General features: G+C 68.8%; 12 protein-coding genes. 3 read left to right on the top strand and 9 right to left on the bottom strand.

The features are described from left to right. The 8 genes from murD to mraZ form a co-directional block, all read right to left on the bottom strand. The gene (murD, locus tag ABD260_RS03570) at positions 1 to 1,437 is read right to left on the bottom strand and encodes a UDP-N-acetylmuramoyl-L-alanine--D-glutamate ligase (RefSeq protein ID WP_344231847.1); all 1,437 of its coding nucleotides are present in this window, start codon (positions 1,435 to 1,437) and stop codon (positions 1 to 3) included. Further along, positions 1,434 to 2,534, bottom strand: a complete 1,101-nt coding sequence (gene mraY, locus ABD260_RS03565) for a phospho-N-acetylmuramoyl-pentapeptide-transferase (protein ID WP_344231846.1) — start codon at positions 2,532 to 2,534, stop codon at positions 1,434 to 1,436. Before mraY ends, murD begins: the two co-directional genes overlap by 4 nt. Next, entirely contained in the window at positions 2,531 to 3,922 is a 1,392-nt protein-coding gene (locus ABD260_RS03560) for a UDP-N-acetylmuramoyl-tripeptide--D-alanyl-D-alanine ligase (RefSeq protein ID WP_344231845.1), read from the bottom strand. Before ABD260_RS03560 ends, mraY begins: the two co-directional genes overlap by 4 nt. Continuing rightward, positions 3,919 to 5,472 (bottom strand): UDP-N-acetylmuramoyl-L-alanyl-D-glutamate--2,6-diaminopimelate ligase, encoded by a 1,554-nt coding sequence (locus ABD260_RS03555; RefSeq protein ID WP_486327062.1) that lies wholly within the window; start codon positions 5,470 to 5,472, stop codon positions 3,919 to 3,921. Before ABD260_RS03555 ends, ABD260_RS03560 begins: the two co-directional genes overlap by 4 nt. Positions 5,473 to 5,537: 65 nt before the next feature. Continuing rightward, positions 5,538 to 7,406, bottom strand: a complete 1,869-nt coding sequence (locus tag ABD260_RS03550) for a peptidoglycan D,D-transpeptidase FtsI family protein (RefSeq protein WP_344231844.1) — start codon at positions 7,404 to 7,406, stop codon at positions 5,538 to 5,540. A gap of 316 nt (positions 7,407 to 7,722) precedes the next feature. Next, positions 7,723 to 8,394, bottom strand: a complete 672-nt coding sequence (ftsL, locus tag ABD260_RS03545; RefSeq protein WP_344231843.1) for a cell division protein FtsL — start codon at positions 8,392 to 8,394, stop codon at positions 7,723 to 7,725. After that, the gene (gene rsmH, locus ABD260_RS03540; protein ID WP_344231842.1) at positions 8,394 to 9,359 is read right to left on the bottom strand and encodes a 16S rRNA (cytosine(1402)-N(4))-methyltransferase RsmH; all 966 of its coding nucleotides are present in this window, start codon (positions 9,357 to 9,359) and stop codon (positions 8,394 to 8,396) included. Before rsmH ends, ftsL begins: the two co-directional genes overlap by 1 nt. 310 nt (positions 9,360 to 9,669) lie before the next feature. Continuing rightward, positions 9,670 to 10,101: a division/cell wall cluster transcriptional repressor MraZ gene (gene mraZ / locus ABD260_RS03535; RefSeq protein WP_184833762.1), complete on the bottom strand. Its 432-nt coding sequence runs from the start codon at positions 10,099 to 10,101 to the stop codon at positions 9,670 to 9,672. A gap of 613 nt (positions 10,102 to 10,714) precedes the next feature. Between mraZ and ABD260_RS03530 the strand changes: the two genes are divergently transcribed. Genes ABD260_RS03530 through ABD260_RS03520 form a run of 3 tightly spaced genes read left to right on the top strand, consistent with a single transcriptional unit; the run spans position 10,715 to position 15,297 of the window. Then, positions 10,715 to 11,653: an AAA family ATPase gene (locus tag ABD260_RS03530; protein ID WP_425553287.1), complete on the top strand. Its 939-nt coding sequence runs from the start codon at positions 10,715 to 10,717 to the stop codon at positions 11,651 to 11,653. A gap of 3 nt (positions 11,654 to 11,656) precedes the next feature. After that, positions 11,657 to 12,943 carry a DUF58 domain-containing protein gene (locus ABD260_RS03525; RefSeq protein WP_344231841.1) on the top strand — a complete coding sequence of 429 codons (1,287 nt, stop codon included), beginning with the start codon at positions 11,657 to 11,659 and terminating at the stop codon, positions 12,941 to 12,943. Further along, a complete protein-coding gene (locus tag ABD260_RS03520) occupies positions 12,943 to 15,297 on the top strand; it encodes a transglutaminase TgpA family protein (protein WP_344231840.1) in 2,355 nt (784 codons plus the stop codon). Before ABD260_RS03525 ends, ABD260_RS03520 begins: the two co-directional genes overlap by 1 nt. Positions 15,298 to 15,419: 122 nt before the next feature. On the opposite strand, the gene ABD260_RS03515 is transcribed toward ABD260_RS03520, so the two are convergent. Beyond that, positions 15,420 to 15,821: a DUF3040 domain-containing protein gene (locus ABD260_RS03515; protein WP_344231839.1), complete on the bottom strand. Its 402-nt coding sequence runs from the start codon at positions 15,819 to 15,821 to the stop codon at positions 15,420 to 15,422. Positions 15,822 to 15,889: the final 68 nt, after the last annotated feature.

The following is a 15,889-nucleotide window of genomic DNA, read 5'->3' as shown; positions in this document are numbered from 1 at the left end:
TCATTCGGCCAGGGAGCGAACTGCTTCGGCGAAGGCGTCGCCGCGGGCTCCGTAGTTGGCGAACATGTCCCAGGACGCGCAGCCGGGCGCGAGCAGCACGGTGTCACCCACCTGTGCGAGCTTCGCCGCCTCCCCCACCACGATCCGCATGGCTCCAGTGTCCGTCGCGTCAACCACGATCCTCGGGACATCCGGTGCGTGTCGCTCGAGGGCTTCGATGATCACCTGTTTGTCCTGACCGAGCAGCACGACCGCGCGCAACCGTTCGCGGGCGGCGATCACCAGCTCGTCGAAGGTCGCGCCCTTGGCCTGGCCGCCGGCGATCCAGACCACGTGCTCGTACGCCAGCAGTGACGCCTGCGCCGCATGCGGGTTGGTCGCCTTCGAGTCGTCGACATAGTTGACCCCGGCAACGTCCGCGACGTGCGCGATCCGGTGCTTGTCCGGCCGGAACCCACGCAGGCCGTCGCGGACCGCGGTCGCGGGCACGCCGAACGACCGCGCCAGCGCCGCGGCGGCGAGTGCGTTCGCGACGTTGTGAGGTGCGGCCGGGGTGATGTCGGCGAGACTGGCCAGCTCCTGCGCCGAAGTCGCGCGCTGCTCGATGAACGCACGGTCGACGAGCAGATCGTCGACCAGCCCGACCATCGACAGTCCGGGCGTACCCAGCGTGAAGCCGATCGCCCGGCAGCCCTCCACCACGTCCGCGTCCGCGACCAGTTGCTCGGTGGCCGGATCGGCGACGTTGTACACGCACGCGACCTGGCAGTTCGCGTAGATCCGGCCCTTGTCCAGCGCGTACGCCTCCATCGAACCGTGCCAGTCGACATGATCCGGAGCGAGGTTCAGTACGGCGGCCGAATGCGCCGACATCGAATGCGTGAAATGCAGCTGGTAACTGGACAGCTCGACCGCGATCACGTCGTACGGCTCCGGGTCCATCACCGCTTCCAGCAACGGCAGCCCCACGTTGCCCGCGGCAACGGCCCGGTGGCCGGCCGCCTGCAGGATCGCGGTCAGCATCTGCACCGTCGTGGTCTTGCCGTTGGTTCCGGTGATGCACAGCCAGGGCGCCGCGGTCGCCGGGTCGCGCAGCCGCCAGGCGAGCTCGATCTCGCTCCAGATGGGTACGTCCCGCTCGGCCGCCTGTGCCAGCAAGGGCGCGTGCGGTGGTACGCCGGGTGAGGTGACGACGACGTCGACCTCCTTCGGCAGCTCGGCCGTACTGCCGGGACCGAGCGTGATGGTCGCGCCGAGCGTCTCCAGGATCTGCGCCTTCTCCCGCAGCGCCTCGGTGTCCCGGTCGTCCAGTACGACGAGATGCTCCGCCCCGGCCTGGATCAGCGAGTCGGCGCACGCGTACCCGGCCGTACCGAACCCGAGCACCACGAACTGGGTGGTCGCCCAGCCGTCGGCGGTCCGTGACTCCAAGCTCATCCTGTGACCCATTCCGCGTAGAAGATGCCGAGGCCGATCACCACGCACAGCCCCTGGATGATCCAGAACCGGATCACCACGTTCACCTGTTCCCAGCCGAGCATCTCGAAGTGGTGCTGCAGTGGTGCCATCCGGAACAGCCGTTTCCCGACGCCGGCCGTACGTTTGGTGATCTTGAAGTAGCCGACCTGCAGGATCACGGACGCGGTGACGATGACGAACAGCCCGCCCAGCACCAGCACCAGCAGCTCGGTCCGGGTCATCACCGCCATCCCGGCCAGCGCGCCACCGAGCGACAGCGAACCGGTGTCACCCATGAAGATCTTGGCCGGCGACGCGTTCCACCAGAGGAAGCCGAACAGTGCGCCGGTCAGACAGGCCGCGACGACCGCGAGATCACGTGGATCGCGTACTTCGTAGCACTTGGCGCCGACGCCCCGCTCGGTCGCGCAGCTCTGGTTGAACTGCCAGATGCAGATCAGCGTGTACGCGCCGAACACCATCATCGACGCGCCGGTGGCCAGACCGTCCAGACCGTCGACCAGGTTGACGCCGTTGGACATGCCGGCGATCAGCAGCAGAATCCAGATCACGACGATGATCAGCGGCAGCTCCAGCCAGCCGATGTCGCGGATGAATGAGATGAACGGCGACGCCGGCCGCTGCCCGCGGTCGTCCGGGAACTGCAGCGCGAGCACCGCGAACACCACCGCGACCATCGTCTGGCCGGCCAGTTTCGCCTTGCTGCGCAGGCCCAGGCTGCGCTGCCGGAAGATCTTGATGAAGTCGTCCAGGAAGCCGACCGCGCCCATCCCGGCGAACAGGAACAGCACCAGGATCGCGGACGCGCTCGGTCCGCTGCCGGCGCCGGTGGTGAGCATCGCGAACAGCTTCGCGCTGAAGTACCCGACGATGGTCGCGATGATGAACACGGTGCCGCCCATCGTCGGCGTACCGCGTTTGATCTGGTGCGACTGCAGTCCGTCGTCGCGGATCTCCTGGCCGTACCCGCGGCTGGCCAGCCACTTGATCGCCCAGCGGGTGCCGATCAGGGTCAGCACCATCGAGACGGCGCCGCCGAACAGGATCGAGATCACTGCACGTCCTCCAGCAGGGCGTCGGCGAGGCTGCGCAGTTTCGCCGCCTTGGACGACTTCACCAGGACGACGTCACCGGCGCGCAGCTCGGACCGGAGCAGCGCGAGCGCGTCCGGGATGGTCTCGACGTACGCGGACTCGTTGCCCCACGATCCTTCCAGTGAAGCACCGAGATGGATCGGTTTCGCGCCGGCGCCGACCACGACCAGCCGGTTCACGTCCAGCCGGACGACCAGCCGGCCGATCGCGTCGTGTTCGGCCATCGAGGTGTCGCCGAGCTCGAGCATCTCGCCGAGCACCGCCCAGGTCCGGGCGCCGCGGGACCGGCCGATCGCGGCCAGCGACTTGAGCGCGGCGCGGGTCGACTCGGGGTTCGCGTTGAACGCGTCGTTGATGATCGTGACGCCGTCCGGCCGCTCGGTCAGCTCCATCCGGGCCGCCGAGATCGGGGTCGCGGCGTTCAGGCCGGCCGTGATCTGCTCCGGGGTCAGCCCGAGCGCGGACCCGACCGCAGCGGCGGCCAGCGCGTTCGAAACGTAGTGCTCACCGATGAACCGCAGCGAGACCGACGCACTGAACGTTCCGTGGTGCAGGGTGAATGTCGGCCGGCCTTCGCCGTCGATCTTGATCTCCGAGGCGCGGACGTCGGCCTCAGCCGCTTCGCCGAAGGTCAGCACCTTCTCCCGCGTCCGGCTCCGCATCCCGGCGACCCGGTCGTCGTCGGCGTTCAGGATCGCCGTACCGCCGGCCTTCACGGCCTCGATCAGCTCACCCTTGGCCAGCGCGATGTTGTCCTGACTACCCAGCTTCCCGATGTGCGAAGTACCGACGTTCAGCACCAGCCCGATCCCCGGCGGCGTGATTCCGGCCAGGTAGGTGATGTCGCCGAGGCTGCGTACGCCCATCTCCGCGATCAGGTACTTCGTCGACCCGGTCGCCTGCAGCGCGGTCAGCGGATGCCCGATCTCGTTGTTGAACGAGCCTTCCGGCGACACGGTCTCGCCGTACGGGCGGATCACCTGGGCGATCAGGTCCTTCGTACTGGTTTTGCCGGATGACCCGGTCAGCGCGATCACCGTCAGCTCGGGCAGCTTGGCCACCACGTACCGGGCCAGATCGCCGAGCGCGCGCTGGGCGTCGCCGACGACGATGCACGGGCTGCCGTCGACCGGGCGGGTGGTGAGCGAGACCGTGACGCCGGCCGTGGTCGCCGCGGCGACGAAGTCGTGCCCGTCGACGCGCTCGCCGGGCAGGGCGACGAACAACCCGCCCGGTCCGGCCTTCCGCGAGTCGATGACTACCGCGCCGTCGACGACGGCCGTGGGCTCGGCGCCCACCAGCTCGCCGCCGACGACCTCGGCGATCTCTCCGCAACTGACAGGGATCACCGGTTTGCCTCCAGCAGCTCACGCACGGTTTCGCGGTCGTCGAACGGGTGGATCACACCGCCGACGTCCTGGCCTGTTTCATGTCCTTTGCCGAGGACGACAACGGTGTCGCCCGGCCCGGCGAGCCGGATCGCGGCCGCGATCGCCTGCCGCCGGTCGCCGATTTCCTGCAGGTCCGCGCCGGGCACCGCCTCGCGGGCGCCAGCCAGCGCGGCGGCCCGGATCGCGGCCGGGTCCTCGCTGCGCGGGTTGTCGTCGGTGACGATCACGACATCGGCGGCGCGGGCCGCCTCGGCGCCCATCGCCGGCCGCTTCCACGGATCCCGGTCACCACCGCAGCCGACGACGGCGAACAGCCGGCCCTTGGTCGCGGTCCGGGCGGCCGTCAGCGCCAGCGCGACCGCGTCCGGCGTGTGCGCGTAGTCGACGATCACGGTCAGTCCGTCGTCGCGCGTGAACGGTTCCATCCGGCCGGGCACGGTCGCCGTGCGCAATCCGGCCGCGATCGCCTCGGCGGGTACGTCCAGCTGGCGCAGCATCGCCGTGGCGAGCAGCGCGTTGGCGACATTGAAGTCCCCCGGCAGCCCGATCTCCACGGTCAGCGTCTCCCCCGGCCCTTCAATGTCAACGACTGTGGTGCCGTGCTCGGAGCGGTGCTTGTTCGCGACGGTCCAGTCGGCGTCGCCGGTGGTGGACACGGTGACCAGCGGTACGACGGTCTGCTCGGCCAGCCGGCGCCCGTACGCGTCGTCGATCGTCACCACGGCGACATCACAGCGCTCCGGAGTGAACAATGACGCCTTCGCCTGGAAGTAGTCCTCGAACGTCTTGTGGAAGTCGAGGTGATCCTGCGAAAGGTTGAGGAATCCCGCGACCGCGAAGCGCGCGCCGTCGACGCGCCCCAGCGCCAGCGCGTGGCTGGACACCTCCATCGAGCACCACGGCACCGCCCGCTCACGCATCACCGCGAACAAGGCTTGCAGATCAGTGGCTTCGGGAGTCGTTCGTACGCTCGGGACCACCTCGTCGCCGATCCGCGTTTGGATTGTGCCGATCAATGCGGTGGGGCCGAGCTGCCGGAGTACGGAGTCGAGCAGGAAGCTGGTGGTGGTCTTGCCGTTCGTACCGGTGATGCCGATCAGCCGCAGCTCGCTGGTGGGCTCGCCGTAGATCCGGGATGCGACCGCGCCGAGTACGTCGCGCGGCTTGTCGACCACCAGCACCGGAAGTCCGCTCGCGGCGGCACGCTCCGCACCGGTCGGGTCGGTCAGTACGGCGACCGCGCCGGCCTGCTGTGCTTTCGCGACGAACTCCGCACCGTGCGTGACCGCACCGGGAAGGGCGGCGTACAAGTCACCGGGGAGAACAGAGCGCGAGTCTAGGGAGACGCCGGTCACGGTCACCGGCGACCCTGACGGTACTGCCGGTCCGGACGGTCCAGCCGGTGAGTGGGCGTGGGCGACGGTCGCGAGGTCGGCGAGGCCGACCGGCACGACGTGCCGGGGCCGGATCGCTGCGACCGCGCCGCCGGCGGCGGTAGGGGTGGACACGGGCCCTGAGGCTACCGCCACCGGCCCTGTGACTCCTACCTGACCCTGCGTCACGAAGCCGGACTTCACCAGGTCAGCGGGATGTTCGGCTGCTGCGCACCCGTCGGCGGCACCACGTACTTCTGCAGTGCGTAGCTCATCACATCGCGGAACACCGGTCCTCCTTGCAGGCCACCACCCCGAACGCCGTCGCTCGGGTCGTGCAGTACGACGTACGTCACGAACCGTGGGTTGTCTGCCGGGGCGAATCCGGCGAAAGAAGTCGCCCACTTGCCGTACTTGCCGGTCTTCGGGTCGACCTGCTGCGCGGTACCGGTCTTGCCGGCCACCAGGTAGCCGTCGATCGCGGCCTGGGGCGCGGTGCCCTTCTTCGCGGTCACCGCCTCCATCATCGTGGTGACTTCCTTGGCCGCCTTCTCGCTGACCACGCGGCGCGGGGCGCCGGCCTGATTCGGTACCACCGTGCCGTCGGCATCGACGTAGCTGCGGACCAGTTGCGGCGGCACGTACACACCGCCGTTCGCGACCGCGTTCACCGCGGCGGTCTCCTGGATCGCGTTCACCGACAGGCCCTGGCCGAACGCGACGTTCGACCGGGTCAGCTCGGGCCACTCGTCACCCGGGGTCAGCAGGCCCTTCGTCTCGCCCGGGAAGTTCAGCCCGGTCGGCTCGCCGAACCCGAAGTCGTGCAGGTACTTCACGAACTGCGCGATCGGCATCTGCTGCGCGGCGATGATCGTGCCGACGTTCGAGGACTTCGCGATCACGCCGGAGATGGTCAGGTTCATCTCGCCGTGGTTCCAGTGGTCCTTGATGATCCGGCGCTGGACGTCGATGCTCCCCGGCACCTTCAGCTTCGTGTTCAGGTTGATCTTCCCGGCGTCGGCCAGCGCCGCCATCGTGACCACCTTCTGCACACTGCCCGGTTCGTAGCTGCGCTCCAGTGCCGGGTTGGATAGGTCCGCCGCGGTGTACTTCTTCTTGTTCGGGTCGAACGACGGGTAGTTCGCGACCGCCATCAGCTGGCCGGACTTCACATCCATCACGACCACGGTGCCCGAGCTGGCCTTGTACTGCTCGACGGCCTGCCGGATGCGCTGCTCGGCGAAGTACTGCAGGTCGGTGTCCAGAGTCAGCTGGACGCCGACACCGGGCTTCGGGTCCTGCACGGTGTGGTTCGCGTTCGGGATCTTGTTGCCGTTGGCGTCGACCTCGTACATCGCCTTGCCGTCCTGGCCGGACAGTTTGTCGTTCAGGCTGTACTCGAGCCCGGACTGGCCCTTGCCGTCGTGACCGGTGACGCCGACCAGGGACGCGGCGATGCTGCCGTTCGGGTGGCTGCGGACCGGGTCCTGCTCGGTGTACAGGCCGACCAGCAGCGGTGCCTGCTGCTCCTGCGGCTTGCCCTTGTTCGCCTTGCTGATGATCGCGTTCTGGGCCTTGATCTCGGCCTGGATCTGGCTCCACACCGGCGGGGTGACCTGGCGGGCGATGTACGTGAAGCGGCCCTTGCCGGTCAGCGCGGCGATCAGCTTGTCCGAGGTGGTGCCGGTCAGCTTCGGCGCGAGGATCGCGGCGAGTTGCTGGGCCACCGGCTTGGTCTGGCTCGGGTCCGCGGTGATCGCGACCGCGTCCTCGGTGACCGCCAGCTCGACACCGTTCCGGTCCTCGATGCTGCCGCGGGAGGCGGGCAGGATGAACGTCCGCGCGTTCTCCCGGGTCGCCGCCTGCGCGTAGCTGTCCGGGTCGACACCCTGGAGCAGTACGAGCCGGCCCGCGAACAGTGACAGGACGAACGCCATCACTCCCAGCGTCACCCGCAACCGCACCATCGGCCGCCCCAGCCGCAACATCCGCGGCGGCTTCCGCACCTTCTTCTTAGGCCGAGCCGCCGGCCGCTTCCCCACCGGCCGCTTGGCCGCAGCCTTCTTCACCGGCCTGGCTGTTCTGTTGCTTGGAGCCTGCTTGCGTGCGCTGCCTTCGGTAGGCCGGGCAGGACGCTTCGCCGCGGTCTTCCGAGGTGCCGGGCGACCAGTACCTTCAGGAGCTGGGCGCCGGCGCCGTACGCCATCTGCAGCTGGGCGGCGGGGGGTGGCTTCTTCTGGTGGGCGGCGGTTGCGGGTGGGGTTGGTGCGGGGACTGTCTGTAGCGGATGGACGACGGGGCTGAGCCTTGCGTGGCGGGTTGCCCCGGTCCGGTGCGGTACCACGTTTGCGTGGCGGCTCGTTTCCCCGTCGGTCCGTCATCCGATCATCCCCGTGTGGTCGTGGCGGGTGGCTTCGTCGTGGCCGCCGGTGGCTTGGTGGTACCGGTCGGCGGCTTGGTGGTCCCAGTGGTTCCTGCGGTACCGGCCGGCGGCTTGGTAGCACCCACCGGCGGCTTGGTAGTGCCTGCTGGTGGTGTGACTCCGGTGCTGGCCGGCGGCTTCACCGCGACAGGTGGCTTGACCACGGCGGGTGGCTTCGTGGTGGCGGTTCCGGTCGGCGTACCCGGACCGAACATCGCCGTCCCGGTACCAGCCTTGCCCTCGGCCGGCACCCCGAGTACGCGTCCGTCGGACAGCCGCAGGAACACCGGGTTCGGGTTCGGCACCATGCCCATCCGGAGCGCCCGGTCGGACAGGTTCTGCGGCGACTCCAGCGTGCGTACCTGCTTCTCCAGCGCCTCCTGCTGGTCCTTCAGCTGGTTCGCCTGGTTGTTCAGCTTGGTGATGTCGAACGTCCCGCTCTGCAGTTGCGTGTTCAGCAGCAACAGACCGACCAGTCCGGCCGCCAGCAACGACACCACGAAGATGACGAAGGGCATCCGCGGCGGCCGGAACGGTGCGCCGTACACGACACGCAGCCGCGGTTGCGCCTTCTTCGCCGCCTTCGCGGGGACCGGTGTCACCCGCGCCTTCTGCGGGCTGAAGACAGTGCTCATCAGGCCACCAGTCCCTTCTCCCGGACACGCTCGGCCGCCCGCACGCGAGCGGAGGCAGCCCGCGGGTTCACCGCAACCTCCTCCTCGGTCGGCCGTTCGGCACCCCGGGTCAGCAGTTTCAGGTACGGCTCGTGACCGGCCGGGATCACCGGCAGGTCATCGGGTACATCGGTCTTGGTGGCGGCCGCGAACACCTGCTTGGTGATCCGGTCCTCCAGCGACTGGTAGCTCATCACCACGATCCGGCCGTGCAGCGCGAGCGCCTCGAGCGCCGCGGGCAGCGCGCGGCGCAGCACCTCGAGCTCGCCGTTCACCTCGATCCGCAGTGCCTGGAACGTGCGCTTGGCCGGGTGTCCCCCGGTCCGGCGGGCCGCCTGCGGGATCGCGTTCCGGACCAGCTCGGACAGCCGCGCGCTGTTCGTGAAGGGTTCGGTCTCGCGCTCCCGGACGATCCGGTCGGCGATCCGGCGGGCGAACTTCTCCTCGCCGTACTGGAACAGCACCCGGGCCAGCTCGGCCGCGCTGTACGTGTTCACGATGTCGGCGGCCGTGACCGGTCCGGTGGAGTCCATCCGCATGTCCAAAGGCGCGTCCTGCGCGTACGCGAACCCGCGCTCCGCCTCGTCCAGCTGCATCGAGGAGACCCCGAGGTCGAACAGGATGCCGTCGATCGCCGGAACGCCCAGCTCGGCGAGGACACGCGGCAGCTCGTCGTACACGGCGTGGACCAGCGTGATCCGCTCCGCGAACGGAGCCAGCCGCTCGCCGGCCAGCCGCAGCGCGGCTGGATCGCGGTCGAGCCCGATCAGGCGTACGTCCGGGAACTGCCGCAGGAACGCCTCGGAGTGACCACCGAGGCCGAGGGTGGCGTCGACGACGACCGCGCCGGGCCGCGCCAGCGCCGGGGCCAGCAGCGCGACCACGCGCTCCAGCATCACCGGCACATGCCGCTCCGCAGCGTTCATCTCGACCCTTCCCGTCACTGCCCTGCCATCGCGGGAGCGACCCTGCCCCCGCAGGTCCTGTGTGTTCCGGCCCGGCGTCGCGGTGCCGGTCCCTTCTGCTGCGTGGATGGTGGTGCGTCGACTGCTGACCGGGGTGCGGAGGTAGACAACACCGTCCGGTCAGATCGCGGGTACGCCTTCCGGGGAAGTACCTGCTGGTCTTGGCGCCGGGGAAGTGGCGTCAACACTCCAGGTCGGAAGTCGGACCCGTGATCTCACCGGACGGTCGGTGTGTCGCGGTTCGCACTGTTCAGCTGAAACTTCGTCGCGCTCAGAAGATGCCTGGCAGGACTTCCTCGGAGAGGTCGGCGAACGCCTGCTCCTGCTCCGCGGAGTACCTGTTCCAGTTCTCCGTGTTCCAGATCTCCACCCGATTCATCGCCCCGATGACGACACAGTCGCGATCCAGCGTTGCGTAATCGCGCAGCATCGGTGGGATGGTGACCCGGCCCTGCTTGTCCGGCATCTCGTTGGAGGCACCGGCGAACAACATCCGTAGGTAGTCCCGCGCACCCTTGTTGGTGATCGGAGCCTGCTTCAACTGCTCGGTCAGCTGGACGAACTCACGCTCCGGCCACACCGACAGCGATCGCTCCTGCCCGCGTGTGATCACCAGACCGTCGGCCAGCTCGTCCCGGAACTTCGCCGGCAGGAACAGCCGCCCCTTGTCGTCGAGCTTGGGGAAGTGAGTTCCGAGGAACACGCTCCACCTCCCCGTTGCGGACCTTCCGACTCAGGCGAGTGTTTCCACCACTTCAGTTCCACTGCGCTCCACCTTACTCCACTTTGCCCCACCGTCAACCAACTTCCGCCCCATTCCGCCCCCGCGCCGCCTGAATCCAGCGCCTGCGGCCCGCGTGTCGCTGCCGGCTCAACCGGTTGGTGGTAACGCCCTGGGAGGCGCAATTCAGGCGTAATCGAGGCCTGGTGGAGCGAAGTGGAGGAGACAAGTGGAGCGAAGTGGAGGAACCGGTGGAGGAAAGTGGAGCGGGTGGGGAGCTAGCGGACCGGTCAGCTGAACCGTCAGCGGGTTCCGGGCCGTGTTCCGAACATGCACCGAACCAGTTCGGTGTTCGTGGCGTCGTACGCCGCACGCACGCTTTTCCCGCCCGTACGCTTGGGGGGACGACTTCCGACTCCCGCCGTGAGGGCGTGTGCCGATGAACATCGAAATGCCAGGTAACGAAACCTCCGCCGCGCTGGGCCAGAACCCCGCGGCGGGTGAGAATGTGTCGGCAGTCAACGAATGGGGAGGACCCAGAGTGAGCACCACCGCGACCAGCTCGCCGCTGGCAGGAGCCGGGGACTTCGACGAGCTGTCCGAGGTGGCGGGCCGGGTCCGCCGGGCCATGGAGCAGGTGATCGAGGGCAAGCCCGACGTGGTCGAGGTGGCCATCACGGTCCTGCTGGCCGAGGGCCATCTGCTGATCGAGGACGTCCCGGGCGTCGGCAAGACGATGCTGGCCAAGGCGCTGGCGAAGTCGATCGACTGCAGCGTGCGGCGGATTCAGTTCACGCCGGACCTGCTGCCGTCCGACATCACCGGGGTGTCGGTCTTCAACCAGGAGATCCGCGACTTCGAGTTCAAGCCCGGCGCGGTGTTCGCGAACATCGTCGTCGGCGACGAGATCAACCGGGCCTCGCCGAAGACCCAGGCCGCGCTGCTGGAGTCGATGGAGGAGCGTCAGGTCACCGTCGACACCACCACGTACCACCTCGAGTCGCCGTTCATGGTGATCGCCACCCAAAACCCGATCGAGATGGAAGGTACGTACCCGCTGCCTGAGGCGCAGCGCGACCGGTTCATGGCCCGCGTCTCGATGGGCTACCCGGAGCCGGCCGCCGAGCTGCGGATGCTCGACGGGCATGCCGCCGACGACCCGCTGCTGAGCCTGCAGGCGGTGACCGACGGGCAGCAGATCCTGCGGCTGGTGAAGACAGTGCAGTCCGTGCACGTGTCCGAGTCGGTGAAGGAGTACGCGGTCGCACTGGTCGGCGCGACCCGGCGGTCGCAGGAGCTCCGGCTCGGCGCCAGCCCGCGGTCGACGCTGCACCTCGTGCGGGCGGCGCGGGCGGCGGCAGCGCTGGACGCACGGGAGTTCGTGCTGCCGGACGACATTCAGGAGCTCGCGGTGCCAGTACTGGCTCACCGCGTGCTTCCGGCGGCTGAGGCGCATCTCGGTGGGCGCGGTGCAGCCGAAATCATCTCCGGGTTGGTGTCCAGCGTGGCCCTTCCCCGTTCGCGTCGGGACTGAACCATGCGGCAGGCACTGCGCGGACTGACCACCAGAGGGCGGGCGTTCGTCGCGGCCGGGATCACGGCGTCGTTGTGCGCGCTCCTGCTCGGCCAGAAGGACCTGCTCCGCGTCGGCATCCTGCTCGCCGCGCTGCCGGTGGTCGCGGCGCTGGTCGTCGGCCGGACCCGGCTGCGGCTTCAGGTGCGGCGCAGTCTGGCACCGGACCAGGTACCGGTCGGCGTCCAGGCGAACGTCGAGCTGACACTGAGCAACCAAGGCCGGATGCCAGCCGGGCTGCTCTTACTGGAGGACCGGATTCCGTACGTGCTCGGTCACCGGCCGCGGTTCGTCGTCGACCGCGTCAGCCCGAACTGGCGGCGTACGGTCACGTACCCGGTGAAGTCGGATGTCCGCGGGCTGTTCCAGGTCGGGCCGTTGATGCTGACCGTGGCCGACCCGTTCGGGTTGGTGGAGACCAGCCGGACGTTCACCCGGAGCCACCACCTGCTGGTGACGCCGCGGGTGCACCGGCTGCCGGAGATCCGGCTCGGCGCGGACCGGGCCGGCTCGGGTGAGAACCGGCCGCGGGCGATCTCGTCGGCCGGCGAAGAGGATGCGACGGTCCGTGAGTACCGCGACGGTGACGACCTGCGCCGGGTGCACTGGCGGTCCACCGCGCGCCGGGGCGAGCTGATGGTGCGCCGCGAGGAGCAGCCGTGGCAGAGCCGGTGTGCATTGTTCCTGGACGCGCGGACGATCTCGCACCACGGGCACGGTCCGTCGTCGAGCCTCGAATGGGCCGTCAGCGCGGCGGCGTCGATCGGCATCGACCGGGTCCGCCGCGGGTACGCGACCACAATGCTCGGCGGACCGACCACGCTCTCGGCGATCAACCACCGGTCGTCGGCCGCGGTGCATCAGCCGCTCTCGCAGCAACAATTGCTGACCGAGTGCGCGACGGTCGAAGAACACCGGTACGCCGAGCTCGGCCCGCTGCTGACTGTCGATCGGCATGCACAGGAGCCCAGCCTGGTGATCGCGATCCTTGGCGCGTGCAGTACTGATGACGTGATTTCGCTGAACCGCTGGCGGACCAGCCAGGCGACCGGAGTCGCGCTGCTGCTGGATGCCGCCAGCTGGGCGGTCGGCGCCGAGGCGATCGAGAAGGCCGCCCGCCTGACCGCGACCACGGACGCCACCGAACACGAGCTCCGCCGCAACGGCTGGCGAGTGGCCCGGGTCCGCCGCGGTGACCACCTACCTACTGTTTGGTCCAGCCTCGGCCTTCGCAGCGGAAGGATCGCCTGATGACCGGTCACGCCAGGATTTCCATTGCCGCTTGGGGCGCGACCGTGCTGGGCTCGTTGGTGCTGACGCCGGTCTTCTCCGGGCCCTTCCTGTTCATCAGTGCGTTCTTGTGTGCGCTGATCACCGGCATCGGGGTGCTGCTGCAGAACCTGCGTGCTCCGCGATTCCTCGTACCGATCGTCCAGCTGGTCGCGGTGGTGGAGCTGCTGTCGCTGTTCTTCCTGCACGGGACGATGAAGTTCGGAGTGATCCCGTGGCGGGCGACCGCTGTGGAGTTCAACTCGCGGATGGTCGATGCGATGGACTCCATCAACCGGTTCAGCGCACCGCTGCCGCAGGACTCGCATCTGACGCTGTTCGCGGTCACGGTGATCGCGGTGACCGGGCTGCTGATCCACGTCGTCGCCGTGCAACTCCGGCAGGCCGCGTGGTCTGGCCTGCTGTTGCTGATCATGTACACGGTGCCTGCCGCGACCGTGCACGGCGGCCTCCCGTGGCTGCTGTTCATCCCACCGGCGATCGGCTACATCCTGTTGCTCTCGGCCGAAGGGCGCAGCCGGCTCAGCCGCTGGGGGCGCCGCATCTCCGGCGTCTCGCACCTGGACGCGGCCGAGCCGGTGGAGGCGTCCGCGCTCGGCCAGGCCGGCCGCCGGATCGGCCTGACCGTGGTCGCGATCGCCGCGCTGCTGCCTGCATTGCTACCGGCCCTGCCGGAAGGTGTCCTCGGCAACGGCCTGGCCGGCGGCACCGGGTCCGGAATCGGCGCGTCGATCTCGTCGACCAACCCGATGCTGGACATGGGCAAGAACTTGAAACAGGGCGAGAACTCGGTCGCGCTGACGTACAAGGGCGGTCCGTCCGGCGGTTCGTACCTGCGGCTGACCGCGCTCGACCTGTTCAACGGCAACACCTGGGACATCGCACCGCGGCCGGAAGGCCAGAAGATCACCGGCGACTTGAACCCGCCACCCGGATTCACCGGCGACCTGTCGACGGTGCAGCAGAACAGCATGCAGATCGACGTCACCCGGGACTTCCGGTCCGTGTACGTCCCGGTGCCGTACCCGCTGCACTCGATCTCGCTGAAGAAGGACTGGCGCTACGACCCGAATGCGCTCGACGTCGTTTCGGCCAACGGGTCGACCATTGCCGGCAAGAAGTACGACCTCACTTCGTACGACATCCAGCCGACACCGGATCAGTTGCACGAGTCGATCACGACCGCGGCGCCGGACGCGTACACGATGACGGTGCCGCGGAACACGCCGATGGACATCAAGCAGCTGACGAATCAGGTCACCGCGCCGGCGGAGGGCAACAAGTTCGAGATGGCGGTGCTGATCCAGAACTGGTTCCGCAGCACCGGTGGCTTCACCTACAGCACCGCGAACGCCAAGGGCAGCGGGATGCCCGCGCTCGAGGACTTCCTGCTGAAGAACAAGGAAGGGTACTGCGAGCAGTTCGCGACCGGGATGGCGCTGATGGCGCGGCTGATCGGGATTCCGTCCCGGGTCGGCATCGGCTTCCTGCCCGGTCAGGCCGGCAAGGACGGCACGTACACGGTCCGGATGCACGACATGCACGCGTGGCCGGAGCTGTACTTCCAGGGCACCGGCTGGGTCCGGTTCGAGCCGACCCCCTCGGCCCGGGTCGCGAGTACGCCGAACTGGACCGTCGCCGCGACCGGTGAGACGACCAGCCCGACCACCGCGCCGACCAACGCGCCGACCACGCCGGGCAGCGCGAACACGCCGGGGATCGACAAGCCGCGGCACGACCCGAACCTGCCGGACCAGAGCGGCGCGCCGGTCGTTGGCTCCGGCAACTGGTTCACCAACGGCGGCGGACAGGTCCTGGCCGGCGTCTTCGGGGCATTGCTGGTGCTGTCGATTCCGTGGCTGGCACGGGTGCTGACCCGGCGCCGGCGATTCCTGCGGCCGCCGGGACGTGCGGCGGCTGAGGGGTTGTGGTCGGAGGTACGCGATACCTCGCGGGACCTGGGGCTGGACTGGTCGGAGGTTTCGACACCTCGGCAGACCGGTCAGTGGCTGGTTTCGAAGCTTCCGGACGAGACGCATCCCGCGGCGCGGCGGCTGGCTCGGGGCATCGAGGCGTTGCGGTACGCGGAGGGTGCGAATCCTGAGCTGGACCTGCGGCCCGAGGCTGAGGCCGTCCGCAAGGCGCTGTGGGCTCAGGCGCCGGCGCGACGCAAGTGGCGGGCACGCTTGCTGCCGCCGTCGTGGCGCTGGTACCTCAGGCGCGGGACCACCGAGGCGTCGGACCTACTCGACGACTTCGACCTGCTCCTGGCCCGGCTCCGCACCCGCCTGCTCCCGGCCCGGCGCACCAACTGACCCACCGGCAAGCCTCCCCAGAAGAGTTGGGGAGGCTTGTTCATGCGGTGTGCGGTGCTGGACAGACGAACACACCCGTACCGGTTCGGTACGGGTGTGGTGGGTGCCGGGAGCTCAGTAGGTCAGAGGTCCTCGTCGCGGCGGCGGCGCCAGCGGTCTTCCATCCGCTCCATGAAGGTGCCGGAGGAGTCGTGCTTCGTCCGGTGCCGTTTGGTCGGCGGCGGCGGTGGGATGTCGTCCGAGTCCCCCGCGTTGCTGATCCGCTTCATACTCAGCGCCGCGATGTACAGACACGCGACCATCATCACGAACCCGATCACACCGATGATCGTGTTCGGGAGGATGGCACCGGTCATCAGCACCGCGATACCCAGCACGAACCCAGCGCCGGCAAGCACTGCCCGGCGCTTGTAGTACAAGCGCACATTGGTCCCACGCATGGCGGAAACGAACTTCGGGTCTTCCGCAGCAAGGGCACGTTCGAGCTGCTCGAACTGGCGCTGCTCTTCTTCCGAGAGGGGCACCGTCGATCCCTCCATGATGAGCGCGATCTCGATAGGCCGCCTCCAGTCTAGGCCGCGTGTGCGTCACA

Origin of the sequence: Kribbella hippodromi (assembly GCF_039531045.1) — a bacterium.
Lineage (GTDB): Bacteria > Actinomycetota > Actinomycetes > Propionibacteriales > Kribbellaceae > Kribbella > Kribbella hippodromi.
This window is presented reverse-complemented; position numbering and strand designations above follow the sequence as displayed.